The organism is Christiangramia sediminicola (genome assembly GCF_031344135.1).
Lineage (GTDB): Bacteria > Bacteroidota > Bacteroidia > Flavobacteriales > Flavobacteriaceae > Christiangramia > Christiangramia sediminicola.
Genome location: NZ_JAVJIU010000002.1, coordinates 396,340 through 423,111 on the forward strand (window position 1 = coordinate 396,340; position 26,772 = coordinate 423,111).

The following is a 26,772-nucleotide window of genomic DNA, read 5'->3' on the forward strand; positions in this document are numbered from 1 at the left end:
AACAAAAAATAGAATTGCTTTTATGAATGAACTGAAATTGAAAAAAGCCACATTAGCAGGAGGATGTTTTTGGTGTACCGAGGCTGTTTTTCAAAGACTGGAGGGTGTTGAAAATGTTGTATCCGGGTTTACCGGCGGACAGATTAAAAATCCTGCATATCGGGAGATAATTACGGGTAGAACCGGTCACGCAGAAGCTATAGATATAGACTTTGATCCTGCACGAATAAGTTATGAAGAATTATTGTTGGTATTCTTTGCAACTCATGATCCTACGACCCTGAACAGGCAGCAAAATGATGTTGGAACTCAGTATCGTAGTGCAGTATTTTATCATGACACAGAGCAAAAAGAAAAAGCTGAAGAAGTTATAGCCTTACTGGAATCCAAAAAAATGTTCGAAAATCCCATCGTTACGGAGGTAAGTGAAGCTTCTCCTTTTTATATTGCAGAAGAGGAGCATCAGGATTTTTATAATCAGCATAGGCAGCAACCATATTGCCAGTTTATAATTGACCCTAAGATTACCAAATTGAAAAAATTGTTTTCAGATAAATTGAAATAAAATAATAATGGCATATAAATTCTTTGAAGAGTATAACGAAGAGATCACCGAAGGGATGAAAAATAGTTTTCACGACATCATTAAAGGTGTTGGTGAAGATCCAGATAGGGAAGGAGTTTTAAAAACTCCAGAGCGTGCTGCTAAAGCCATGCAATTTTTAACCCAGGGATATTCAATGAATGCTGAAGAAATTCTGAAAGCTGCTGTATTCGAGGAGAGCTATGACGAAATGGTGGTAGTCAAGGATATCGAGCTATATTCTTTATGCGAACACCATATGCTGCCTTTTTTCGGAAAAGCTCATATAGCATATATTCCAAATGGAAAGATCATAGGATTAAGTAAATTACCAAGGGTGGTTGATGTTTTTGCAAGGAGACTTCAGGTACAGGAGCGACTTACTCATGATATCTTAGAATGCCTGAATGAAACTTTGCAGCCACAGGGGGTAGCCGTTGTGATTGAAGCAGTACATATGTGTATGATGATGCGCGGAGTTCAGAAGCAGAATAGTGCTACTACAACTTCAGGATTTAGAGGTCAGTTCAAGGAAATTGAAACTCGAAATGAATTCTTAAAGCTCATCAGTTCAGACCTTAGATAAAAATTTGGCACTCTATTTGATTTTTTTAAGGAAAAAACCAAAAAGATGAAATTATTTAGAGATAAAATTTTTGTAAAGGGACTTGTTTATGATCTTGCCGGTATGGCAACTGTAGCAATTCCTTTGGTGGGTCCTTTTCTGGATCTTCTTTGGGCACCTTACGCCGCTAAGAAAATGAGCGAAATGTATCCCGGAAGAAAAGGTAAACTAGCTTCAGTACTGGTTTTCTTAGAGGAGATCTTGCCAGGAACCGATATTATTCCGACTTTCACCTTAATGTATCTGTATACTCATGTATGGATGAAAGAGCCGTTGAGAGCTCAGGTAATCGAAGTTGAAAGTTATTAATTTGCTTAATTAGTTAAAGAGAAAAAGGCTGTCATTAATTTGACAGCCTTTTTTGATTAAATACTCAACTTCGCAGAGAGCACGATATTTCTACCAATATTATTTATTCCATCAGGTTTAAGTCTGGAGAGATGAGAGATATACTGTTTATTCAGCAAATTGCTTCCACTTAGATTAAGATCTAGTTGTACAGTACTCAGTTCTAGCGATGTTCCAACACCGGCTCCTAATAGGGGATATCCGCTGGTCGCTGTTTCAAACTGACTTGGATTATCCTGATCAAAAACATTTTTTAATCTTAGGAATGTATAACTGTCCTTGAAACTATTACCACTTTCAAACTCGATCCTTAGCGTATTGGTTAAAGAATTTGCAGGAATTAATGGTAAATACGTATCATCATTCAATTTTCCTGTTACCGTCTCAAAACTACTTTCCAAGTGTAGCCAATCCAGTGGATGCGGGTGAATATGAACACCTATTTCTCCTCCGTACAGGTTGGCATTAGCTTGTTCATAACGAAAAACCGGCTCTTCTTCCAGAGTTTCCCCTGTAGGACTTATGAAAATATAATCATTCACACTATTGTTAAAGGCATTTACAAAGGCTTCAAAATGTTCATTTCTCCATTCCAGAGCAAGATCTATTTGAAAATTCTGCTCATTAGTAAGATCTGGGTTTCCAATTTCATACCTGTTAGCTCCATTGTGATTTCCATTTGAAGTAAGTTCTGAAAGGTTTGGAGCTCTGAAACCGCTAGCAAGATTCAGCCTGGCTATAAATTTTTGATCGAATTGATATTTTGCTCCAAGAGCTGCATTTATACTATTAAAATCACGATCAACTGCATTTATAATATCACCATCTTCTTTTTCAAATTGATCGGTTTCTAAAGATCTATTATCAAATCTAAGTCCTCCCTGGAAATCCCAGCTTTCAAGATGATAATGGGTAGTTACAAATACACCAAAATCAAGAGTTTCAGCATCAGGAATAAGTATTTCTTCTCCGAAATTCGAGTTGGTTTGATACATTCCCTGAACACCAGCAATAGTCTCAAAATTTCCTATTTTCGGCAGATTGTATTTCAAATTATAGTTCAGGGTTTCAAGATGCATTTCCAAAGCTGGCTCTGTGGCAGCTTCTTCTTCGTGCTCTTCATGCTCTTCATGTTCTTCCTCCTCATGTTCTTCGTGTTCTTCCTCCTCGTGATGATGATGCTCCTCAAATTCCTTTCGATCATTATATTGGTAGCCAATCTTGAAATCTATACTGGAATTATTAAAATAGAATCTATTATCCAGGCTTAACACATGATTGTCAATTTTTTGAAAGGGTAGAAGAGGCTCTTTATCTTTTGATTGAATCCCTATCTCTTCAGGAATTCCAATTTCACTTCTATTGAAATTATATCTTAGATCGGCTTTGTAATTCTTATCCTGGAAACCAATTCCTGCTTTCAGGTCTTTTTCATTAAAACGAGTATTCGTGATCCTTACATCGTCGCCATCCTCGTAATCACTATGAGCAGCATAACTTCCGCGAGCAAGAAATTTCAGCTTTTCAGAAGATGTTTTCGCCATAAGACTCGTTTGATATCCTATAGTGTTGCTGAAATAATCTGATTCTAACTCGACATTTGTTTCTCCGGCACTGGCATACCTTTCAGGATTCAGGTAAAGAACTCCCCCAATAGCATCACTTCCGTAAAGTAGGGATGCCGGGCCTTTGATAACCTCAACACTTCCAATACCTTTTGAACTGATTCCCAGCCCATGTTCATCACCATATTGTTGGTTTTCAAGTCTCACTCCTTGCGTGTAAACGAGCACTCTATTTGAGCTAAGACCTCTAATGACCGGTTTTCCAATTCCAACTCCGGTGGTTAGGCTTTCAACTCCGGCGATCTGCGTTATCCCGTCTGATAGATTTATGGCGCCCTTTTTATTTAATTCGGAAACACTTTCGCGCTCAACTTTCATGACATTTTCACTCTGTAATTGGTGAAAAGGAGTAGAGATAATAACTTCCTCCATTTCAATTGCTGAAGGATTTAACTGGATCTGCATAGCTTCTGAAGGAATTTTTACATCCAAATTCAGAGTAGCAAAACCAATAGAAGAAATGATAAGTTTATAATTTCCATCAGGAATATTATTTATACTGAAGTTTCCGTCTAGGTCTGTCATCGTACCTTTTTCTAATTGTGGCAGATAGACATTAGCGCTAAAAACAGCTTCTCCAGTATTTTGATTGGTTACAACTCCCGATAATTGATTTTGTTGACTATATATAATAGAATTCACTGCTAACAGCAGTGTAATTAACAATGTATTTCGCATTGGTAAAATTTAAATGATTTATGAATTTGCTTTCTGTAGAATTAAGCAAAGGAAGGTGGTCCCCTTAGATCAAAATAGAGGGGTTCATACTCATTTAAAAATTTATAATAGTCGAAAATGCCATCCTGAGTATTTTCTTCAATTACCAGTACAAATTCTGGTAGCTGAAAACTGATGGCTGGATTTTTATGAAACTTGTTTAGATCGCAATCTATAGACTTCGAGTGATAATGATGTTCGGCATAATTATCACATAGCTTATGATCATGATCTGTGTAAATATGGGAAAAACTTACTGCTGACGGTAATAATATTAGAACCGCAGTAAAAACCAGCAATATGTTTTTGATCCAATTCAAATCTTATTTGAAGAATTTAGCGAAACCAAGTCTACTTAGCATCTTTTTTTCAAATGACCAGAAGAACTGAAACTGTCCAAAGATCCATCCAAAACTTACTAATAGTACCTGGTAAATAGGGAAAATTAAAAGGATTCTGAAGAGCCAGTAAATGCTCCAATGACTATTTTGCTGAGTAATACCAACAAGTTCACAAACCGGACTTGCTAATTTAGCAGCTGAAGAGCCGGTAATTGCAAATACCAGTAGAATGATAAATAATTGCCAGTTAGAATCTATTTCCCAGCGATCTTTCAATTTCTTCATGTTGCAAATATAAGGAAATGACTAAAGAATCAAATCCTTGTAGGAACACTAAATCGCTGATTGTAATTTCTACTAAAATAAACGAAATAATTATAGAGCAAATAATTCACCTCGTAACCATAATCTATGCTGGGATCATAATTGATCTCATTCATATATAAGTTTGCATCGTATCTCAAAGGCTGTCCCACGCGAACATTATATTCAGGAACAATTAATCTGTTTTTATTCTCCAGATAGCTTTGAGAATAATAACCTCTTTGCCTGGCATACGAATTAATAAACAGATTGAAACCAGGTTCAATTATAATGATCTCATATTCAAGGCTGTCGTTGGCGATTCTTACCGTATCATTCTCAGAATTATTCTTTCCATTTGGAAAATCACGGCCACCTGAAGATCCACAACTATAAATGAATAAGGCTAATAATGCTATGTATATGATATTTCTCATAATCTGTTTTATTATTATTTCCTCAAAAATTATTCCTGTCTAATCTTCCAAATAATCTAACGTGAATAATTGTTGCTAAGAGTGCATAATTTACCAAGTTTATTTCCGAAAACTACTAAGGAAATAATAAAAAAGCCGATGGAACTTATCCAACGGCTTTTATAAGTTTTGCTAAGTAATAATACTTAAGCTTTTTCTTTTTTGAGTATAGAAATGATCTGCTCTGCGAGCTCAACTCCAATACGTTCCTGAGCTTCATTAGTAGCAGCACCAATATGCGGACTCAAGGAAATACTTTCATTCATCAATAATTTGATAGCTGGAGTTGGTTCATTTTCATAAGTGTCTAAAGCGGCGAAAGAAACCTTTCCTGCTTCAATTGCGGCAAGTAAAGCTTCTTCGTCCAGAACTCCACCGCGGGCAGCATTGATTATTCCGACACCATCTTTCATTTTTTTAAATTGTTCAGCTCCAATAATAGGTTTTTCCTGAGCAGGAACATGAAGTGTTATAAAATCTGAGTCTTTTATTAGCATATCAACTGGCTCGGTTTTTATGGGAATCTTAATGGATTGATCATTATAAAATTCCAGCATGATCTCAGCTTCTCCAATTTCCTGATCACTAGCGATCACTTTCATACCAATTCCCAAAGCGATCTTAGCAACTTCTCTTCCAATTCTTCCAAATCCTACGATACCAAGAGTTTTTCCGCGAAGTTCAACTCCTCCAGCATAGGCTTTTTTGAGATCTTTGAACCTGGAATCACCTTCTAAAGGCATATTTCTATTCGAATCATGAAGTTTTCTTACTCCGCCAAATAAATGAGCAAAAACAAGTTCTGCTACAGAGCTTGACGAGGCAGCAGGAGTATTGATCACAGAAATTCCTTTACTTCTGGCGTAATCCACATCGATATTATCCATTCCTACACCACCGCGACCAATAACTTTGAGGTGAATGCAATTATCGATAATATCTTTTCTAACCTTAGTAGCACTTCTAACCAGAAGCACGCTTATGGCATTTTCATTTAAATAATCTTTTAGCTGCTCCTGAGCAACCTTTTTGACGATAACCTCGAAACCGGCATTTTTTAATGTATCTACTCCGCTTTGCGAAATACCGTCATTTGCTAGTACTTTCATTTCTTGAAATGATCTATAATTAAATTATACTTTGCTTTCTAATTCTTTCATACAATCTACAACTACCTGAACACTTTCCAGTGGTAACGCATTGTACATCGAAGCCCTGTAACCACCAACACTTCTGTGGCCATTCAATCCATTCACTCCCGCATCTTTCCAGAGTTTATCAAAGGTGTCTTTATGATCCTCATTGACAAGGTTAAATGTGGCATTCATCGTAGAACGATCCTCTGTTGCTGCAAATCCTTCAAATAATGGATTGCGATCTATTTCTGAATATAATAGATCTGCTTTTTTGTTATTAAGCTCCTCCATTGCTTTTATTCCACCTTTTGATTTTATCCATCTTAGAGTCAGCATCGAAACATAAACTGCATAAACTGCCGGTGTATTGAACATGCTGTCTTTTCCTATATGAGTCGCATAACTCAGCATGGAAGGGATCTCGCGTGATACCTTACCAAGAATATCTTCTTTTATAATAACTAGGGTTGTTCCTGCCGGACCCATATTTTTCTGGGCGCCCGCATATATCAGATCGAATTTTGAAAAATCAATTTCTCTTGAAAAAATATCACTACTCATATCACAAACCAAAGCTTTTTTAGTCGCAGGGAATTCTTTCATCTGGGTTCCGAAGATGGTATTGTTACTGGTGCAATGGAAGTAATCTATATTTTCTGGAATTGCATACGATTTTGGGATATAATTAAAGTTCTTGTCTTTTGAGGAAGCTACTTCATCTATTTCTCCAAACAACTTTGCTTCTTTGATCGCCTTAGAAGACCATGTTCCTGTATTAAGATATGCCGCTTTTTTCTCCAGAAGATTATAAGCAACCATCAAAAATTGCATACTAGCTCCACCTTGAAGAAAAAGCGCTTTATAACCTTTATCTTTTAAACCTAATAATTCCAGTGCTAAAGACTGTGCTTCATCCATCACCGAAACAAAATCTGCACTTCGGTGGGAAATTTCTAAAATGGATAAACCTGAATTATTAAAATCTAAGATAGCCTGTGATGCTTCTTTAAATACCTCCTGAGGTAAAATACAAGGTCCTGCGCTAAAGTTGTGCTTTTTCATAAATTTATAGTTGATTGTCACAAAGATGCCAAATTTTGGATGGAATCGCTGTTATGGAAATTATAAGATTAAAGTTTGGAAAGGAAGTCTATCGTATCAATATTATCGGCATAATCCCATAACTGTGGTTTTTGAGTCTGGCCAAAGCTCACTTCATCTTTTCCGGCGTTATTTCTCACAACACATTGGATCTTTTCTACGTTTTCCTTCAGCAATTTTTTCAGTTCAGCTTCATCTTTATATTTCTCGTAGAAAAGTGTTGCGATAGGCGAGCCAAAACTTTGGTCTTCCTTGAGCATTAAAAAGCCATTATCAAGTAACTGAAATTCGCTCATGAGATAAACCGCCTTATTATAATCGTAATTATTGGCGTATTTATCCTGATTTATTATTGAATTCCATTCGTACATAGCCTTGAAAAATGAATCAAAATCATAATCTTCAGGAACGAACAATTTTGAAACATTACGGCAACCAAGCCCATAATATCTGAAAACATCTTCGCTTAATTTTGAAAGTTCTTCTTTGGTTTCTTCACCGGTAATAATTGCGATTGAATTTCTGTTCTTACGAATTATACTGGGTTTGCCTTTGAAATAATATTCAAAATATCTAGCAGTATTATTACTTCCGGTTGCGATAACGGCATGGAAATCTTTCAATTTGTTTTCAGTGAACTTGATCCTATTCTCATACCTGCTGTCCAAATCCATCAAATATGCTGCAATAACAGGTAGCAACTGCCTGTCGTTCATAGATAATTTAACCAGAACATTGTGTCCAGAAACCAATACCGATAGAAAATCGTGAAAACCAACCAGGGGTATATTTCCAGCCATCACGATCCCAACAGTTTTTCCGCCGCTTTTTGACAGATCATATTCAGCAAGCCAGAGTTTCAAGTTTCTAGGAGTTAAGGCTTCAGCCCATTGCTGAAGAGAATAGATGATATTCTCACGGTTAAACCAGCCGTTATGATGAATTGCCGAATCTATCTTTTGATCCATTTCAGCAAAGAATTTATCGTTTCCTGGAAGCTCATCATTTCGAACTGAATTTACGACCTTAAATTGCTTTAAAAATTTGCCTAATGTTACCAGATGTGATTTATGGTCATCAATTGTCATCGTCTAATTTGGTTAAGAGGGTGTCCATTGTTAAATTTGTGCAGCGAAATTAAAGTTTCCGCAGCTGAAAACCATAAATTTTCCTAAAAGCTACCGGTCTTTTTTCGTTCAGTATTTAAATTTACAAATAAAAGAACAGCTATGGCAATTGTTATAACCGATGAATGCATAAACTGCGGGGCCTGTGAGCCGGAATGCCCTAATACCGCAATTTATGAAGGTGCAGATGACTGGAGATATGCCGATGGTACAGATCTGGAAGGTGAAGTTGTGCTTCCTAACGGAAAAGAGGCCGACGCTAATGAAGCCCAGGAACCTATAAGTGATGAAATCTATTATATAGTACCAGATAAGTGTACAGAGTGCCAGGGATTCCATGAGGAACCTCAGTGCGCGGCCGTATGTCCTGTAGATTGTTGCGTACCAGATGATGAACACGTAGAGAATGAGGAGGAACTATTAGCTAAGCAACGCTTTATGCATCATGATGAATAGAAAAAGTTCATTTTAAAATATTTAGATCCCGTTTTAAAAAGCGGGATCTTTTTATTTAAGATACACTGAACTTCAATTCATTTCTATAGGTAGACGGAGATTTACCGGTAAATGCTTTGAATTTTTTATTGAAATGACTGAAGTTGTTGAAACCACTTTCAAAGCAAACTTCTGTAATACTAATCTGTTTTTCATGTAACAACTTAGCCGCATGAGCTAGCCTGTATTCATTTACGAAATTGGTAAAGGTTTTACCCGTTATCTTTTTAAAATATCTGCAAAAAGCGGGATTTGTCATACTTACCTTTTCACTTATCTCATCCAGGCTAATAGACCTGGTAAACTGTTCCTTCACAAAGTTGAAAATCACATTGATCCTATCATTATCCTGTAGAGAAGTTTCAAGGATGAAACCACCGGCATTTAGAATGGTATATTTCTCAGCTTTTTCTAATTCTTTGAGAATGGAAAGAAGACCTAAAAGCTTTGATAGTGGTTCCAGATCTTTTAGCTTTTCAATTTGAGCACCAATCTTTCGTTTTGTATTTCCATGGAAAACGATTCCTTTTTTAGCCCTCTCCAGTAAGTTTCTAATCCCACGAAACTCTATAGCTTCAAAGAATTCTTCACCAAGAAAGTCATGTTTTAATTGAATCACTGTTTCACATTCATGCCCGGTAAGACTGTCTGTAAAAGAGCAATGGGGTAGAAGTGAGCCTATAAGAATGAGATCTCCGTTACGATAATATGAAATATGACTTCCAATCTGTCTTTTTCCGCAGCCTCCATTTACATAGACAAGTTCAATTTCAGGATGATAATGCCAGAAGGTTGGTTTCTTATCATTATGAGATTTAAGATAAGTGCGATATGAAAAAGAGCTTCCAAAACCGGGCTCGATCTTTTCCAGTGTTGGTTTATTTCCCAAGTTCATATTCAACTTATTTCTTCTAAAGTTAGGATTTACATTCAAACAGGCCTAATACAAAATTACCTATAATATGTTGAATATTAACCGAAAACGTTTTCTGAAGCAATAACGAGGTTAATTTAAGACATAATCTGGTTTTAGGAGTTCTATCATTGCATATACTTCTGAAGTAAGTTTGACTAAATCTTTAATCAAAGTTCTAACCTTTAAAATTTAAGATTATGAAAAACACAATTAAAAATTTAATGATGGCACTATTGTTTATGGTCGTCATAAACGGAAAAGCTGCAGATGGAGTAGATCTGAAGGTTAACGACCAGCAAAGTCTGGTTGTTGAAGTTAAAAAAGTTGAAACAGGCTCGGTTTTAAGCTTGATAAATTCCAATGGTGAAGTTTTATATAAGGATAGGTTCCTTAATGAAAAGAACTTTTCTAAGGTGATCGATTTTAAGACTTTGCCTGATGGAAAATATCTGTTGATCATGGATAAGGAATTTATCAAATCAACTTCGGTAATCATCAAGAAGGACGATCTGGTGAATATTATTCACGAATCGTATTCAACGATCTTCAAGCCTTGTCTAAAAATTAAAAAGGACCAGGTATCCTTTTACCTGGTGAATCCTTCAGAAAAGTATATTGAAGTAGAGATTTTTGATAAACAGGGAGAAACTGTTGGTAATTTAAAGTCCAGAGACAGTGTGGTAAAGAAAACTTTTGATTTTTCTCGAGTGAATCCCGGTGATTATACTTTTAAGATATATACTAAAGCTGAAAAGTTTACTGAAACAATTACTATTATCTAACCTGGAATTCGTTCATTAAAAAAACCCACTGAAAAGTGGGTTTTTGATTTTAGTTATCATCCATTTTCCGTTTAATCTTGTCAATGGCGTTCTGTATAGATTTTTCGGGTTCAATGATATTATTACTTCCCCAAAACTCTGAATCGTAAAATCCAGCAACATCATCTACCATTACAATATTTGGCCTGATTACATCATTAGATTTTCGCCAGTCGTCTCCAGCATATGGTTGCCAGTCGGTCACCACCATCTCACTATTGATCTTGTATTTTGAATTGAAGATCTTTCTTTTCCAGTTCACCACGTATTCAAGCTGAGCTTTTCCATAAGCATAATGCCATCTTCCATTATTCTGGGCATAGTCTACCTGGTAATTCAATTCGGTAGGAAATACCTTAGAACCATTCGGTTTCTTTTTCACGAACATTGCGGCAGCAGCATCACGATCATCTACATTCAGGCTGTATTCAGCTTTCACTAAGGTTGAGGTTTCGGCATCTATGAATAGCTTTCCGTAATACCATGGATCAGATTCATCGACTTCTCTAAAATCTACCACATAAGTGTAGCGATCGTTAATTTTTGTAGGATCGTCAAACTTGAAGCTGTAACTATCCATCATTTCAGGTCTTAATACATATTCGGTATATTTCATCATATCAAGATACAATGTATTGAAAGGCCCACCCCGAAGTTTTAGAGCGACTGTATCCAGTTTTTCATAATCTGTGCTTTTACGCGCCTTATAAAGTGATACCAGATCTTTTTTCGAAGAATTATATGGGCTCTTCTGGATTTTTACTACAGCTTCAGAAAGACTTACATTAGACCAACCCTTTTTTATGGTTTCCCTGTAGAATGAAGTCATAAGGCTTTCATCTGAGAGATAATTATCATCTTTCTTATCGAGCATTTCCTTTACCAGTAAGCTGGCATTAGTTGCCTTATACAGGCTTACTTCGGTAAGTTCTTCCACAGTTTCTTCAAGTTCTATCACGGTGCCTTCAGGCTTGAAATAATCAAGAGGAAGTGTTTTACTCTGAAATCCAAAAACAGATGTAGTCACTGTAGCATCTATTAGATCTTCAGGAACTTTCAGAGAAAATTCACCGTCTGAATTAGTAATTGTTGAAATATTACTGTTATTCAATGAAAGATATGCTGATGAAATACCTCTTCCATTATTAGCATTGACAACCTCACCTCTGTATTCTACATACTCAATATCGGCAGGCTGAAAAGCAAAACTTTGCATGGTGATGAAAATAAGGCAAAGACTTAGAACGGCAGAATATGTTTTGCCGCTAAATATTAAATCAAATCTTTTCATAATCGTATATATTTAAGTTTGAATAAACTTATACAATATAATGAATTTCAGGCTTAATTTGATGTGAAACACCTGCTTTTTGAATTAAACGATTGTTATATTTTCAGTTTATTTCTATTTATTTTGAAAATATCATAATTGATGCTGAAATTTTTACTCTGATATTATTTTTATGAAAGACAACTTCTCAGGACATTCGAAAGATTATGCTCAATACAGACCAAAATATCCACCGGAAATTTATAATTGGCTGAAGCAAAATTTAAACGGATTTGAAACTGCCTGGGATTGCGGAACAGGAAATGGTCAAGTAGCTGCTGAACTTGCTGAATTTTTCGAAAGGGTGGAAGCTACCGATATAAGTTCAAATCAAATTAAGCAAGCGATAAAAAAATCGAATATCAATTATTCGGTGCAACCAGCTGAGCAAACTAATTTTAAAAATCATCAATTTGACCTTATCATTTGCGCACAAGCTGTTCATTGGTTCAATTTTGATAAATTCTACTCGGAAGTTAAGCGGTGTCTTAAACCTGATGGTTTAATTGTAATCATGGGCTACGGGCTTTTTAGAAGTGTATCAGAGGTTAATCAGATCATCCAGGAATTCTACGATGGAATTATAGGATCATATTGGGATGAAGAGCGAAAATATCTGGATGAAGAATATAAAACGATCCCTTTTCCATTTCAATCGATCAAAACCCCCGGTTTTGTGAGAGCTTATGAGTGGGATATTGACCATTTCCTGGGGTATCTGCGAACCTGGTCTGCTGTAAAACATTATGAAAGGCAACATGGTGAAGATCCAGTGGCATTGGTGGAAGATCAATTAAGAAAGGCTTTTGGCGATAAGAATGAAATCAACTTTCCTATTTTGTTTAAAGTGGGGAAATTAGAAGAAGCTGATCAATAATTCTACACTTATAAACCTACTGAGCTTTAGTTTTATAGATTATGGAGATTATATTTCTACTGGCATGAAATATGCAAATTGGTATTGCGTTAATACATTGACTAAAACCAATACCTTATGAAGAAGATAATCTTCGTTTTTACAGCTGCTTTGTTCAGTTTTAATTGTGCAAATGCGCAGATCTATGCAGATAATCAAAATACATCGGTTACAGAACAGGTTCTGAAGGAATTAAACAGAGAACGCTCGCTACTAAGCCAAAACCTTGAATTCAGAATAAAAGAGATCGATTCCAAGATCACTAACCTGGATGAAAGCATTAAGAATACTAATTCAGCTTCAGAAAAAGTGGAAAAATTACTTGAAAGAGTAAAATACCTTGAGGAAAGACAGGAAGAGATTGATAAGAACACCATTAGTGTTTATAAATATAATTATAGCTCTGCAGTTCTCAACCTTGCTTCCATGGAGCGAGAGATCAAGCCTTTAAATTTATTTAATACCTCCAGAGAGTTCTATACAACCTTAGACGCGGTTGGAAACCCTATGAACTATAAAGGTTACCAGCAATGGTTTGGTAAATTCAAAGGCTATATTGCGGAAGAGAAAGAGGACAACGCACGCCTGGAAGCATTAAATCACATGCTACAGGTAACGGGAGACCTTGCTAAAGGAACTCCTTTTACCGGAATGTTTGCCGGAAGCTTAATAGACGGAATAAGTCAGTTTGTTGGGTCTTTAAATAGGAGGGATAAAGAATTAAGGGAGCAGAGCATAAAAATGCTGAAATTAACCACTTCTATCTCTCAGTTCACCCATGATAAGGATCTTATTGAAACTGAATGGGAAGGAATTAATAAAAGCCTTAATGAGTTGAAAGAACTTCAGAATAAAGCAATGAAAGACAACCTGGTTGAAATCCTTGATATTAAGAAGCAAGACTTTACTGAGAATTTCACCAATGAGACCGATGCAAAAAAGCGAACTCAATATATTCTTGATATCTCCAAGATCGCTGAAAACAAAATTGCTGAGGAACGTAAAAAGAATCCAGAAAACTGGAAGCAGGAATATCATGATCAGATGCTTTCAGTGCAAAATCTAAAGATCAGGTTTGGGATGCTAACTTTTAGAATCCTTGAAAATTTAGATAAGTACGAAAAGCTTATTCAAAAATACCAGAATGATTCGTTTTTGATGGATGAGATGAAAACTTTGAAATTAAAGTTAGACCTGGTGAGAAACAGTTTTGAATCTACCTTTAATCCCCAGGAATATATCAAAGCATCTAATGAGATGTATATTGTTGAGTAATATTAAAAGCCCCCGTAAATGGGGCTTTTTTATTTCCAATATCAATTTAAAAACCAATACCGTTTTTCCAATAGTTGGTTCTTAGTTTTTGTAATGCTGTATAATGGCTTTTATTCCGCGAATAGGAATAATTATCCATTCTGGGCGATTTTCAATTTCATAATTCAATTCTATCAAGGCCTTTTCCAATAGAAAGGTATGCATCAGAATTTTAAAGTCTTCCTGATCTTTTGGTACATAATCTTTACTTCCGGCTTTATCAAAGTATCCTTTTATATATAACCTGCTAATATAATAGTGCCAGGTTTCAGCCCATTCTTCCAGATTTCCTTCTTTACGCTGCTGTGAATATTCCGGAGAAAGAATATTGCTATAGGCGGCATAATGCAAAGAACGTATCATCGCAGCAAGATCGCGCATGGCAGATCTTCTAATCCTTCGTTCACTAAACGATTTGGAAGGATCTCCTTCAAAACTATTCATAATGTATTCGCGACCTGTCCAGAGGATCTGTCGTAGATGATAATCTCCATGAGTCCTGATCTTCATGACAGGGATCTTATGATCATATATCTCGCGGAAACAATCCAGTATATTATTTCTCAGGTTAATGACTTCAGCAGCCTCACGACCGGTATCTTCTGGCAGATCTTTAATTACTTTTTTCAATTTTTCCAGGCTGGTTCTCGTAAGGGTTTGTAGCCCTGAAAAAAGTGACCTCTGATAATGTAAAGATGACTCCTCTTTATTAAAATCTTTATCTATAGCATTTTGCGAAAGCGCGTCATGCAGTTCTGCAGTAAATTCACCAAGCTGATACATCCTTTCCGGTAAAATTATGCCCATCATTTCCTGGATATACTTCGGAAATTCTTCATAACCTAAAGGCTCGGTTATATGTTTATCTGGTGACTCTAAGCTGAGGTTTCTGGAGGAAGTTAGAACTCTTTCAAAATATCGGTCTAAAGAGTCTTTTACATGGGTCCATACTTCTCCCTGGTTTTCAATAATTCGCTGAAGCATCCCGAAATAATATGGCTTCCCAGTTTTTTGATTGAATTTGATGGCACCTGCATATCTCGATATCTTTTCAAATTCAGATTTTGTAGAAAGGAATTTAATGGTTTCCACATCCGGATTGAAGGTCTGATCTAATTTCCTGTAAAGCTTGAGAAACAATTCATTATTATAGGTAATGATTGTTTGTCCATGTTCAGTACTAACCAGATCTGATCGAACTTCATCCTCAATTTGTTTTAAAACATTTTTATCTGCGATAAACTCTAATTCACCTGAACCCGATCTGGATCTCTTGGTGTTTAAAAAACCTTCGAATAAATGGTCTCTGAAACCTTCTGAATAAACTGAATCAAATAAGAAACCTTCATCTTCTCCAATATTAAGCTTGGCAATAATTCCTCTTTTCGGAATTTCTTTCAAAAGATTTTCATTTTCACCATCAACAAAAGAAACGGGTAACTGGTAATATTCCGGAAGACCTTCATTATAGGTTACTTCAAGAATAATAATCCTTGTTGGTAGATGATCAACCTTAACTTCAATAGATTCTTTAACTATAATATCCTGAATGATCCTTCCGGCACTTTCAAACCATCGTCTGTGCTCCAGGTAAGGTGGTAAAATCTGTTCAGATAAATTCTGAAGGGTTCGATTCTTTAAAAGATTATTCCAGTTATCGATCTTTAAAACGGGTATCTTGCTTTCACCTTCAACTCGCTCTCTTTCCTTTTCCAAAACGAACCAGTAATATCCATGTGGTGAAAGAGTGAATAAATATGGCCTTTCTGTTATTACGGGAAATTTATTATGGCTGAAGACCTCCACAGGGGTATAACCCTTGTAATCTTCAAGATCTATTTCAGCGGGTTGTGAGAATCTCGAAAGATTAGCCACAACCAGAATATTTTCATCTTCATATGTTCTGGTGTATGCTATGATCTTGGAATTAGTGGGAGAGAGGAATTCAATATCGCCTCGTCCGAATGCTTTAAATTTCTTCCGCATACCAATAACTCTTTTCATCCACCATAAAAGAGACGAAGAGATCATTTGCTGAGTTTCCACATTAATAGACTCGTATTTGTATTCAGGATCTATTATTAATGGCAGGTATAATTTCTGTGGATTGGCCAGGGAAAAACCTGCATTTCTATCGGCAGTCCATTGCATAGGTGTGCGAACTCCATCGCGATCACCGAGATAAAAATTGTCACCCATACCAATTTCATCACCATAATAAATAATAGGCGTGCCCGGAAGAGAGAAAAGCAAAACGTTCATCAACTCTATTTTATTCCGATTATTTTCCAATAATGGAGCAAGCCTGTGCCTGATGCCAACATTGATCTTTGCCTGAGGATCTTTGGTATAAACTTTATACATATAATCTCTTTCTTCATCGGTCACCATCTCGAGGGTTAATTCATCATGGTTTCTGAGAAAAATTCCCCACTGGCAATTTTCCGGGATTTCCGGAGTTTGATCTATAATATCAATAATAGGGTAGCGATCCTCCATTTTTACCGACATGAACATTCTCGGCATGATAGGAAAATGATAATTCATATGGCACTCGTCGCCATCACCAAAATAGGCAGCAGAATCCTCCGGCCACATATTCGCTTCGGCCAGCAATAGTTTATTATCGTATTTCTTATCAACGTGAGCTCTGAGCTTTTTCAGAAATTCATGCGTCTGCGGAAGGTTTTCGCAATTGGTATCTTCTCTTTCGAATAAATAAGGGACGGCATCCAGGCGGAAACCATCCACTCCCATTTCGCACCAGTAATCTAGAATATTAAAAACCTCTTCCTGAACCTGCGGATTGTCAAAATTGAGATCTGGTTGATGAGAAAAGAACCTGTGCCAGTAATAAGCTTTAGCTTCAGCATCCCAGCTCCAGTTAGACGGCTCGGTATCGGTAAAAATAATTCGAGCATCCTTATATTTCTGAGGATCGTCACTCCAGACATAATAATTTCTCTCGTCAGATCCTGCCGGAGCCTTTCTGGCTCTTTGAAACCATTCGTGCTGGTCTGAAGTATGATTGATCACAAGTTCAGTTATAACTTTTAGTCCGCGATTATGGGCTTCATCAAGGAAAAGTTTGAAATCCTCAATATTTCCGTAAGATGGATTTATGGAATAATAATCCGCAATATCATATCCATCGTCTCTAAGTGGCGACGGATAAAAAGGTAATAGCCATATTGTGGTCACGCCAAGGTCTTCGAGGTAATCAAGTTTTTGCATTAAGCCTTCAAAATCACCAATGCCATCGCCATTCTTATCAAAGAAGGCTTTGATGTGTAATTCGTAAATGATAGCGTCTTTATACCATTGTGTTTCTTCAGTACTTGATTTAGCTGACATAAGTGGAGGATTATTCTATGATTAGCAATTAGTTCTTCTAAATTTAAAAAATATGCCAGCCTGTTCAGTTAAAAAAATACTAAACAAATTTGCTAAAGCTCTGTCACATAAATGTTTTAATAGAGTGTAAAGCTTGTGATACATCCTATTAAATTCTCGATTCTAATACTTATCTTTGCAGCCGCAAAAACAAAGCATCTAAATAATTATATATGAAAGCTGGAATTGTAGGACTTCCTAACGTTGGTAAATCAACTCTTTTTAACTGTTTGAGTAATGCAAAGGCTCAAAGTGCGAATTTCCCATTCTGTACCATTGAACCTAACGTTGGAGTAGTGAATGTTCCAGATCCTAGACTTCGTAAACTGGAAGAATTGGTGAATCCTGAAAAGGTGATTCCTGCAACTGTAGAGATTGTAGATATTGCCGGACTTGTTAAGGGAGCGAGTAAAGGTGAAGGATTAGGAAACCAGTTTCTAGGAAATATCAGGGAGACAGATGCTATTCTTCATGTGCTAAGATGTTTTGAAAACGATAATATCGTTCATGTTGATGGTTCTATAGATCCAATAAGAGATAAGGAAACCATCGATATGGAACTTCAGCTTAAAGATCTTGAGACTACTGAAAAGAAACTTGAGAAAGTGAAGAGGGCTGCTAAAACAGGTAATAAAGAAGCTCAGAAAGAGGAAGCTGCATTATTAAAGGTAAAAGCAGGTCTTGAAGCGGGAAAATCTGTTCGTGCTATAGATCTTACCGAAGATGAAAGAAAAGAATTCATCGCACCACTTCAATTTATTACCGATAAGCCAGTAATGTATGTATGTAATGTTGATGAAGGAGCTGCGGTAGATGGAAATGCGCATGTTGAGAGAGTGAAGGATGCCGTTAAAGATGAAAATGCTGAGGTTTTAGTGCTGGCCGTTGGAACTGAAGCTGATATTACAGAATTAGATGATTTTGAAGAAAGACAGATGTTCCTTCAGGATATTGGATTAGATGAACCAGGTTCAGCTAAACTTATTCGTGGAGCCTATGAGCTTCTTGATCTTCAAACATATTTTACTGCGGGAGTTAAAGAAGTTAGAGCCTGGACAATTCCTGTTGGCTCTTCTGCACCTCAGGCTGCCGGTGTGATCCACACAGATTTTGAAAAAGGGTTTATTCGTGCTGAGGTAATTGGATACGATGACTACGTAAGCTTTGGTAGTGAAGCCAAAGTAAAGGAAGCCGGTAAAATGCGAGTGGAAGGAAAAGAATATATCGTTAAAGACGGGGATGTGATGCACTTCCGTTTCAACGTCTAATTCCCGGCTATAAAAGTCATATATCAAAGCTTTTTTCTAAGGCTATCTTCTTAATTATCTAAGCAATTAACATTTCTTCTAAAATCTTTGTTAATTACTTTAGTGCGGAACTATTTTAGTTTTTTAGCTATTGCCTTATATTTAGGCCATAACTCCATTACTACCTATGAGCGAGAATACTAAATATACCGAAGATAATATTCGGTCATTAGACTGGAAAGAACATATTCGCATGCGTCCCGGGATGTATATCGGGAAGCTTGGTGATGGTTCCAGTCAGGATGACGGGATTTATATTCTTCTAAAAGAAGTTATTGATAATAGTATTGATGAATTTGTGATGGGAGCAGGGAAGACCATTGAGATCTCTGTTCAGAACCAACGCGTTATCGTTCGTGATTATGGTAGGGGAATTCCACTAGGTAAAGTGGTGGATGTGGTTTCTAAAATGAATACCGGTGGTAAGTATGATACCCGTGCCTTTAAAAAATCTGTAGGTCTTAATGGTGTTGGTACCAAAGCGGTAAATGCACTTTCTTCATATTTCCGCGTGGAATCTTCAAGAGATTCAAAAAGTCACGCTGCTGAATTTGAGCAGGGAGAATTAAAAGACGAAGAACATCTTGATGAAACTTCACGTAGAAGAGGTACCAAGATCACTTTTGTTCCAGATGAGGTCATTTTCAAGAATTACAAGTTCAGAAATGAGTACATCGAAAAAATGCTTAAGAATTATGTGTATCTCAATCCTGGATTGACCATAGTTTTTAATGGTGAAAAATTCTATTCTGAAAATGGTTTAAAAGATCTTCTTGGTGATAGCATCAGTGAAGATGACATGCTATATCCTATTGTTCACCTTCGTGGAGATGACATTGAAGTCGCCATTACACATAGTAAATCTCAATATAGTGAAGAATACCATTCCTTTGTGAATGGGCAGAATACTTCTCAAGGTGGTACTCATTTAGCAGCATTTAGAGAAGCAGTAGTAAAAACCATTCGGGAATTTTACGGAAAGAATTATGAAGCCAGTGATATTAGAAAATCTATTGTTGCGGCAATTAGTATAAAAGTAATGGAACCGGTTTTCGAAAGTCAGACGAAAACTAAATTAGGTTCTACAGATATGGGAGGGAAACTTCCAACGGTAAGAACGTATATCAATGATTTTGTAAAAAGAAATCTTGATAACTATCTCCATAAGAATGCAGAAACTGCTGAAAATCTTCAGCGGAAAATTCTGCAGGCTGAAAGAGAACGTAAAGACCTTTCGGGAATTAGAAAACTGGCGAAAGACCGGGCTAAAAAAGCAAGCCTTCACAATAAAAAATTAAGAGACTGTAGAGTGCATCTTGGCGACAGTAAACATGAACGTTGCCTGGAAACTACTTTATTTATCACCGAGGGTGACTCGGCAAGTGGTTCCATCACTAAAAGTAGGGATGTGGTTACTCAGGCCGTATTTAGTTTAAAGGGTAAACCTTTGAATAGTTACGGACTCTCGAAAAAGATCGTTTACGAAAATGAAGAATTTAATCTTCTTCAGGCGGCCTTAAATATTGAAGATTCTCTGGAAGATCTTAGATATCATAATATTGTGATCGCTACAGATGCCGATGTGGATGGAATGCATATCAGGTTATTATTGATTACTTTCTTTCTTCAGTTCTTTCCTGAACTGATCAAGGAAAACCATTTATATATTCTGCAAACACCGTTATTCAGAGTGCGTAACAAAAAAGAGACGATCTATTGTTACAGTGAGATGGAGCGTAAGCAGGCCATAGAGAAACTATCCGGAAAAGTAGAGATCACACGATTTAAAGGTTTGGGTGAGATCTCACCAGATGAATTCGTGCATTTTATTGGGGAAGACATTCGTCTGGATCCGGTAATGTTAGATAAGGATAAGTCTATTGAAGAAATGCTAAGTTTCTATATGGGTAAAAACACACCAGACCGTCAGGAATTCATTATTGACAACCTGAAAGTTGAACTTGACCTTGTTGAAGAGCTTGGCATATGAGATTTACCAATAAAAGCGAGGTTAAAATAATACCGTCTATTTATATCGTACTGGTTGCGGTATTTGTCACTAATATTTTCGTGAACATAGAGATCATGGCGTCTACTGAAACAGAACAGGAGTTAAGTTTTAGTCATTTTGTTCCGAATATTGTCACTCTACTAATTGGTTTATATGTTCATCGAATCGGTCAGGTATTTGATTTTGACAGCGATGGAGAAACTTTAAATTTTAAAAATAATGGTGTCTTTTTCTCCAAATTTATGGAGTATAGAGTAAAGAGGGCTGAATTTCCGAAGCGAAAACTGGGGAAATTCAAGTTCGTTGATTTTGGGATCTATTCAGCTTTGACTATCTATATTAGATCCAAGAGAAAAAGGGGCTATAGAAAATACACTTTCAATACCACATTTTTAACCCGAAAAAAGAAAAGGGGAATGGTTGATTCTTTGAACAAAGTATTACAAACCGTTCCTAAACCAACTGCCTAATGGAAGAAAACCAAGAAGGAGCTCAGGACGAGCAGTTTGAAAATAAAGAAGAACTTATAAAGGTAACCGGCATGTACAAAGACTGGTTCCTGGATTATGCTTCATATGTAATCCTTGAGCGAGCGGTACCTGCAATAGAAGATGGTTTTAAACCTGTACAGCGTCGTATCATGCACTCTATGAAAGATCTTGATGACGGTCGGTACAATAAAGTTGCAAATATAGTTGGGCATACCATGCAGTATCACCCTCACGGTGATGCCAGTATTGGTGATGCCATGGTTCAGATAGGTCAAAAGGATATTCTTATAGATACTCAGGGTAACTGGGGAAATATTCTAACTGGTGACCGTGCGGCGGCACCTCGTTATATTGAAGCGAGACTTTCAAAATTTGCTCTTGAAGTTCTTTTTAGTCCTAAGCTTACCGAGTGGCAACTTTCTTATGATGGAAGAAAACAGGAACCTGTAAATCTTCCGGTAAAATTCCCTATGCTTCTGGCTCAGGGAGCTGAAGGTATTGCAGTTGGTTTAAGTACCAGGTTTCTTCCGCATAATTTCAATGAACTTATTGATGCTTCTATCAGGCATTTACGAGGAAAGACTTTCAAGCTTTTCCCAGATTTTCCAACTGGTGGTATTGCAGATATTTCAAACTATAATGATGGTAAACGTGGCGGACGAGTAAGAATAAGAGCGAAAATAAATCAGCTGGATAAAAATACACTCGTAATTAATGAAATTCCTTACGGAACGAATACCTCCAGTCTTATCGATTCTATTCTGAAAGCGAATGATAAAGGTAAGATCAAGATAAAAAAGATCGAAGATAATACAGCTGCAGATGTAGAGATCCTAATTCATTTACCAAATAACATTTCACCAGATAAAACCATTGATGCCTTATATGCTTTCACTCAATGTGAAAACTCATTAGCGCCTTTAGGTTGTGTGATTATCGATCATAAGCCGGTTTTCCTGGGGGTTTCAGATGTTTTGCGCAGATCTACAGATCATACCCTTCATCTTCTAAAAAGGGAATTAGAGATCAAACTCGATGAACTTGAAGAACAATGGCATTTTGCATCATTGGAAAGGATCTTTATTGAAAATCGTATTTATCGAGATATTGAAGAGGAAGAAACCTGGGAAGGTGTAATACAGGCAATTGATAAAGGTTTAAAACCGCATACAAAGCATTTAAAAAGAGCTGTTACTGAAGAAGATATCGTTCGATTGACTGAAATCAGGATTAAAAGGATCTCTAAATTTGATATTGATAAGGCTCAGCAAAAGATCGATGCTCTGGAAGGAGATATCGCCAAGGTAAAGCATCACCTTGATAATATTGTAGATTTTGCGGTAGACTATTTCAAAAAATTAAAGAAAGATTACGGCACAGGAAGAGAAAGAAAAACTGAGCTCAGGTTATTTGAAGATATCGAAGCGACTAAAGTTGTTATTCGAAATACCAAGCTTTACGTAAATAGGGCTGAAGGCTTTGTTGGTACTTCTCTTAAGAAAGATGAATACGTAACTGATTGTTCAGATATTGATGATGTGATCTGCTTTACGGCAGACGGTAAGATGATGGTGACAAAAGTCGATACCAAGACTTTTATTGGCAAAGACATCATCCATGTTGCGATCTTCAAGAAAAAAGACAAACGAACCACCTATAATATGGTTTACCGTGATGGTAAGGCGGGGAATACTTATGTGAAAAGATTTGCCGTAACATCAGTCACCAGAGATCGAGAGTATGATCTTAGTCAGGGTAAAAAAGATTCCAAAGTACTGTATTTTTCAGCAAATCCAAATGGAGAGGCAGAAGTTGTTACAGTATTATTACGTCAGGTAGGTAGCATTAGAAAAGTAAAATTTGACTTGGATTTTGCCGAGATCCTTATCAAAGGACGAAATGTAAAAGGAAATATAGTCACCAAATATTCAGTAAAAAGAATAGAACTTAAGGAAGAAGGAGTTTCGACTTTGAAACCTAGAAGGATCTGGTTCGACGACACGGTGAAAAGACTTAATGTTGATGAACGTGGTGAATTACTTGGAGAATTTAAAGGTGAAGACAGATTATTGATCATCACACAGGATGGGGTTGCTAAAACCATTAAGCCTGAGCTTACCACAAGATTTGACGAAGAGATCATCGTTTTAGAGAAATGGATCAAGGATAAACCTGTATCTGCTATCTATTGGGAACCGGAGAAAGAACGTTATTACGTAAAACGATTCCTGATTGAACATCCAGATAAAGAGGAGAAATTTATTTCAGATCATGAAGATTCTTTCCTGGAAATGGTTTCTACAGATTATTACCCAATGGCGGAGATCGTTTATACTAAGCCAAAGGGCAAGGAACGTCGTGAAAACGAAGTAGTGAACCTGGAAGATTTTATTTCGATAAAAGGTATAAAGGCTCTTGGAAATCAATTGACTTCAGAAAAAGTTAATCAAATAAACCTTCTGGATCCTATGCCTTATGAAAAAGAGATTGAGGAAACTGAAGAAATAGAAAAGGAAGATTCAGATGAGATCACAGGAGAAGATATCAAATCTGGTAGCATAAAAGCTCCGGACAAGAAATCAAAGTCTGATGATCAGCCATCCTTATTTGATGAATAATGGGAATACTTAAAGAATTCAAGGAGTTTGCCGTTAAAGGCAATATGATAGATATGGCGGTTGGTATCATTATAGGTACCGCTTTCAACAAGGTTGTTGATGTCCTGGTGAAACAGATCATCATGCCGCCATTGAGTATGCTTACCAATGGCGTTAATTACGCTGATAGGAAAGTTGTTCTGCAGGATAGTGTTGGTGTAAAAGGAGAACCAGGTTTTGTGGAGGAAGTAGCTGTAGGTTACGGTCTGCTAATAGAAACCCTGGTAGATTTTCTGGTAATTGGCTTTGTGGTATTCCTTGTAGTGAAATTCATGAATCGTTTTAGAAATAAGGCCCAGGATCCTAAAAACGATAAGGTGGTTACTCCAAAGGATATTGAGTTGCTGTCTAACCTTAACGATCTAATGGAAGAGCAGAATAAATTACTGAAGCAACGCCAGAATTAATCTTCTGAAACCTTTATAACTTCTCCTCTTGCTTTTTTCGGATCGCCAACCTGGCCGTATTCGAATTTATAGCTATTATTCTTAGTGGTGAGGATCTTAATATGTATTGGCTTTTCTTCAGCCATACCTTTGGGATTAAGGTTCTTCAGGATATATTCACAGTCATTTATCCATCTAATGGACGAAGTATCGGTCTTGCCCTGATATTTCTCTATTTCTATACTATCATTTCTAATAAAACGTGAAGTTTGTAATTCACCATTAATATAGGTTTCAAACTCAAAAGTTCCAGTCTTAAAATCTTCACAGTTTCTTTCAGCATCGAAACAAGAATAAAATAGGAATATAGCGGCAAATGGAATAATTCGTTTCATGCTGCAAAATAATTCAATTTAAACGGGATTATCAATTTTCAAAGGCTTCAAAACTTCCGTCTGTATAAAAGATCACAATTTTTTGAATTTGTTTGCCAGATCGGTTTGGAAGAAAATTTACAGCATTTGATTTCTCTTGTGATGCTTCCTGAATATTTTCTTTCGGCAGAGACTCATTTTTAGGTTGCTCTTTTTTAACTACATTTTGTTCTGAATTAGAATCTAAATTGGAAGGGAAGGAACCTTTTCCATTTAGCAACCAGTATAACTCGACCTCTGGAAAATTCTTAACCACCTTCATTACAAAGTCCAGACTCGGTTTATTTCGTCCCGATAAAATATGTGAGATGGAAGAGCGGCCAACTTCAATTTTATCAGCAAAGCTCGCTGCAGAAATATCATAATATTCCAGGATCTTATTGAGCCTTGCAGAGAATTTATCAGTGTTTACCATTGTAACAAAATTGAATTGTGAATTGTATTTACAAATGTAAATAATATTTACAAGAGTACACTGTTACATCTGTAAACATTTTGTATTTGATTAAATAATAAGGTTAGATAAATAAGCCTAAATAACTAGAAACATGTTAATTATAAATTTAAAATTGTTTTATTGGAAAAATTCCATCATCAAGATCTAGTAAATCGCGACCGCTGTTTACATTTGTGTATAGTATTATAAATTTTAACTGTTTACAATTGTAAAATTTACATTGTTTAGTTTTGTAAACATGAAGAATGAGCAGCTTAAAGAAGTATTTAAAAGTGACTTTTATACCGGGATAAAAGTCAATGAAATTTCGGGTAGATATGTTGCAAATAGAGATCTGAATATTGTTCGGAAAAAACTTGAGAATATATTTCCATCTGAAAAAATTGGAGAATCGGTTGAAGGTAGATCTATTTATAAATTCCAAATTGGGAATGGAGAAAGAAAGATTTTGATCTGGTCTCAAATGCACGGCAATGAGTCTACGACCACAAAAGCAGTGTTCGACCTTTTAAACTTCCTTTCTCTGGATGATAAAAATTCATTGGGTTTAGAGATCTTAAATTCCTGCACTTTATATATAATTCCTATTTTAAATCCAGATGGAGCTAAGGCATATACTCGCGTAAATGCTAATTCTATAGATCTAAACAGAGATTTACAGGACCTGAGTCAGCCGGAAAGTAAATTACTAAAGAAAATATATTATGAGTTTAAACCTGATTTCTGTCTGAATCTACACGACCAGCGAACTATTTTTAGCGCGGGAGATGTCCCGAAGACGGCTACTTTGTCATTTTTGACTCCTTCTAAGGATGAGGAGAGGAATATAGATGAAAGTAGAAGGTTAAGCATGGCGGTTATTGCCAAAATTGCTGAAGATCTAGACGAGTTTCTTTCAGGTCATATAGGAAGGTATGATGACGGGTTTAATATTAATTGCGCCGGCGATACCTTCCAGAATCTCTCAACACCAACAATTTTGTTTGAGGCTGGACATTCAAAGGATGATTATGAAAGAGAAGAAACCAGGATGCAGGTTTTTCGGGCATTGATATCTGCAATTTGTCAAATATCAAAGTCAGGTATTGATACTTCAGATTACGAGAAGTATTTTAAAATTCCTGAAAATAGGAAGTTATTTAATGATCTCATTATACGCAATGCCTCGGTTAAAGGAAAAATAAGGGATGTTAGTATTCAATTCAAAGAGTTGAGAAAAGGGGAGAAGATTGAATTTGTGCCGATAATTGAAAAAATAGCCCCTGAAATTTCGAATTACGGACATAGAGAAATTGACGCTGAGGAAAATACAATAAAACTTCCAGATAATTCAGAAATTATCGAAAACGTTATAGTTAATAAAATTATCTTAAATAATGAGGAATTAGAGGTTAAACTCCGATAAATATCCAATTATTTGTCAATAATTCAATGATTTTGTATTAATTTTGAAGTTCATTAA

At 36.3% G+C, this 26,772-nt stretch carries 25 protein-coding genes; 13 read left to right on the forward strand and 12 right to left on the reverse strand.

Annotated features, from left to right (window positions below; translation table 11 throughout):
• The first annotated feature begins 22 nt into the window (after positions 1–22).
• From msrA to RE431_RS05700, 3 genes are read left to right on the forward strand one after another with little or no spacing between them, the layout of a single operon-like run.
• Entirely contained in the window at positions 23–565 is a 543-nt protein-coding gene (msrA, locus tag RE431_RS05690) for a peptide-methionine (S)-S-oxide reductase MsrA (RefSeq protein WP_309561000.1), read from the forward strand.
• 7 nt (positions 566–572) lie between these two features.
• Positions 573–1,169: a GTP cyclohydrolase I FolE gene (gene folE, locus RE431_RS05695; protein WP_309561001.1), complete on the forward strand. Its 597-nt coding sequence runs from the start codon at positions 573–575 to the stop codon at positions 1,167–1,169.
• Between the two features lie 45 nt (positions 1,170–1,214).
• Entirely contained in the window at positions 1,215–1,517 is a 303-nt protein-coding gene (locus tag RE431_RS05700; protein WP_309561002.1) for a hypothetical protein, read from the forward strand.
• 56 nt (positions 1,518–1,573) lie between these two features.
• Here the strand turns inward: RE431_RS05700 and RE431_RS05705 are convergent, their stop codons facing one another.
• The 7 genes from RE431_RS05705 to RE431_RS05735 all read right to left on the reverse strand — a co-directional run bounded on the left by RE431_RS05705 (position 1,574) and on the right by RE431_RS05735 (position 8,343).
• The gene (locus RE431_RS05705; RefSeq protein ID WP_309561003.1) at positions 1,574–3,859 is read right to left on the reverse strand and encodes a TonB-dependent receptor; all 2,286 of its coding nucleotides are present in this window, start codon (positions 3,857–3,859) and stop codon (positions 1,574–1,576) included.
• A gap of 41 nt (positions 3,860–3,900) precedes the next feature.
• Complete coding sequence (locus RE431_RS05710) at positions 3,901–4,218, reverse strand: hypothetical protein (RefSeq protein ID WP_309561004.1); 318 nt, start codon at positions 4,216–4,218, stop codon at positions 3,901–3,903.
• A gap of 3 nt (positions 4,219–4,221) precedes the next feature.
• Positions 4,222–4,524 (reverse strand): DUF6787 family protein, encoded by a 303-nt coding sequence (locus tag RE431_RS05715; protein WP_309561005.1) that lies wholly within the window; start codon positions 4,522–4,524, stop codon positions 4,222–4,224.
• 29 nt (positions 4,525–4,553) lie between these two features.
• Positions 4,554–4,979, reverse strand: coding sequence for a DUF6146 family protein (locus tag RE431_RS05720; RefSeq protein WP_309561006.1), 426 nt, complete (start codon positions 4,977–4,979; stop codon positions 4,554–4,556).
• Between the two features lie 185 nt (positions 4,980–5,164).
• The gene (locus tag RE431_RS05725; protein WP_309561007.1) at positions 5,165–6,127 is read right to left on the reverse strand and encodes a D-2-hydroxyacid dehydrogenase; all 963 of its coding nucleotides are present in this window, start codon (positions 6,125–6,127) and stop codon (positions 5,165–5,167) included.
• 24 nt (positions 6,128–6,151) lie between these two features.
• Complete coding sequence (gene serC / locus RE431_RS05730; RefSeq protein WP_309561008.1) at positions 6,152–7,216, reverse strand: 3-phosphoserine/phosphohydroxythreonine transaminase; 1,065 nt, start codon at positions 7,214–7,216, stop codon at positions 6,152–6,154.
• Between the two features lie 68 nt (positions 7,217–7,284).
• Complete coding sequence (locus tag RE431_RS05735) at positions 7,285–8,343, reverse strand: acyl-CoA reductase (protein ID WP_309561009.1); 1,059 nt, start codon at positions 8,341–8,343, stop codon at positions 7,285–7,287.
• Between the two features lie 141 nt (positions 8,344–8,484).
• Here RE431_RS05735 and RE431_RS05740 point away from each other — a divergent pair, with 141 nt between their 5' ends.
• The gene (locus RE431_RS05740) at positions 8,485–8,838 is read left to right on the forward strand and encodes a 4Fe-4S dicluster domain-containing protein (protein ID WP_309561010.1); all 354 of its coding nucleotides are present in this window, start codon (positions 8,485–8,487) and stop codon (positions 8,836–8,838) included.
• A gap of 55 nt (positions 8,839–8,893) precedes the next feature.
• On the opposite strand, the gene RE431_RS05745 is transcribed toward RE431_RS05740, so the two are convergent.
• The gene (locus tag RE431_RS05745) at positions 8,894–9,772 is read right to left on the reverse strand and encodes an AraC family transcriptional regulator (protein WP_309561011.1); all 879 of its coding nucleotides are present in this window, start codon (positions 9,770–9,772) and stop codon (positions 8,894–8,896) included.
• A gap of 218 nt (positions 9,773–9,990) precedes the next feature.
• Here RE431_RS05745 and RE431_RS05750 point away from each other — a divergent pair, with 218 nt between their 5' ends.
• Positions 9,991–10,575: a hypothetical protein gene (locus RE431_RS05750; RefSeq protein ID WP_309561012.1), complete on the forward strand. Its 585-nt coding sequence runs from the start codon at positions 9,991–9,993 to the stop codon at positions 10,573–10,575.
• Between the two features lie 49 nt (positions 10,576–10,624).
• Here the strand turns inward: RE431_RS05750 and RE431_RS05755 are convergent, their stop codons facing one another.
• Positions 10,625–11,905, reverse strand: a complete 1,281-nt coding sequence (locus RE431_RS05755; protein WP_309561013.1) for a carboxypeptidase-like regulatory domain-containing protein — start codon at positions 11,903–11,905, stop codon at positions 10,625–10,627.
• 172 nt (positions 11,906–12,077) lie between these two features.
• On the opposite strand from RE431_RS05755, the gene RE431_RS05760 reads away from it, so the two are divergent.
• Both RE431_RS05760 and RE431_RS05765 read left to right on the forward strand, forming a co-directional pair.
• Positions 12,078–12,821 (forward strand): class I SAM-dependent methyltransferase, encoded by a 744-nt coding sequence (locus RE431_RS05760; protein WP_309561014.1) that lies wholly within the window; start codon positions 12,078–12,080, stop codon positions 12,819–12,821.
• Positions 12,822–12,938: 117 nt separating this feature from the next.
• Entirely contained in the window at positions 12,939–14,135 is a 1,197-nt protein-coding gene (locus tag RE431_RS05765) for a hypothetical protein (RefSeq protein ID WP_309561015.1), read from the forward strand.
• Positions 14,136–14,216: 81 nt separating this feature from the next.
• Here RE431_RS05765 and treS read toward each other — a convergent pair whose 3' ends face one another.
• Complete coding sequence (treS, locus tag RE431_RS05770; protein ID WP_309561016.1) at positions 14,217–17,528, reverse strand: maltose alpha-D-glucosyltransferase; 3,312 nt, start codon at positions 17,526–17,528, stop codon at positions 14,217–14,219.
• Positions 17,529–17,740: 212 nt separating this feature from the next.
• On the opposite strand from treS, the gene ychF reads away from it, so the two are divergent.
• The 5 genes from ychF to mscL all read left to right on the forward strand — a co-directional run bounded on the left by ychF (position 17,741) and on the right by mscL (position 24,440).
• Entirely contained in the window at positions 17,741–18,835 is a 1,095-nt protein-coding gene (gene ychF, locus RE431_RS05775; RefSeq protein ID WP_309561017.1) for a redox-regulated ATPase YchF, read from the forward strand.
• Positions 18,836–19,001: 166 nt separating this feature from the next.
• Entirely contained in the window at positions 19,002–20,864 is a 1,863-nt protein-coding gene (locus tag RE431_RS05780; RefSeq protein ID WP_309561018.1) for a DNA topoisomerase IV subunit B, read from the forward strand.
• Positions 20,861–21,355: a hypothetical protein gene (locus RE431_RS05785; protein ID WP_309561019.1), complete on the forward strand. Its 495-nt coding sequence runs from the start codon at positions 20,861–20,863 to the stop codon at positions 21,353–21,355. The genes RE431_RS05780 and RE431_RS05785 overlap by 4 nt, the downstream gene beginning before the upstream one ends.
• Entirely contained in the window at positions 21,355–23,994 is a 2,640-nt protein-coding gene (locus RE431_RS05790; RefSeq protein WP_309561020.1) for a DNA gyrase/topoisomerase IV subunit A, read from the forward strand. Before RE431_RS05785 ends, RE431_RS05790 begins: the two co-directional genes overlap by 1 nt.
• The gene (gene mscL, locus RE431_RS05795; protein ID WP_309561021.1) at positions 23,994–24,440 is read left to right on the forward strand and encodes a large-conductance mechanosensitive channel protein MscL; all 447 of its coding nucleotides are present in this window, start codon (positions 23,994–23,996) and stop codon (positions 24,438–24,440) included. Before RE431_RS05790 ends, mscL begins: the two co-directional genes overlap by 1 nt.
• Here mscL and RE431_RS05800 read toward each other — a convergent pair.
• Both RE431_RS05800 and RE431_RS05805 read right to left on the reverse strand, forming a co-directional pair.
• Positions 24,437–24,814, reverse strand: a complete 378-nt coding sequence (locus RE431_RS05800; protein WP_309561022.1) for a DNA topoisomerase IV — start codon at positions 24,812–24,814, stop codon at positions 24,437–24,439. The two genes, mscL and RE431_RS05800, sit on opposite strands and share 4 nt — an antisense overlap.
• A 31-nt stretch (positions 24,815–24,845) precedes the next feature.
• Positions 24,846–25,268 (reverse strand): helix-turn-helix domain-containing protein, encoded by a 423-nt coding sequence (locus RE431_RS05805; protein ID WP_309561023.1) that lies wholly within the window; start codon positions 25,266–25,268, stop codon positions 24,846–24,848.
• 280 nt (positions 25,269–25,548) lie between these two features.
• Here RE431_RS05805 and RE431_RS05810 point away from each other — a divergent pair, with 280 nt between their 5' ends.
• Positions 25,549–26,715, forward strand: coding sequence for a M14 family zinc carboxypeptidase (locus RE431_RS05810; RefSeq protein ID WP_309561024.1), 1,167 nt, complete (start codon positions 25,549–25,551; stop codon positions 26,713–26,715).
• The last annotated feature ends 57 nt before the right edge of the window (positions 26,716–26,772 follow it).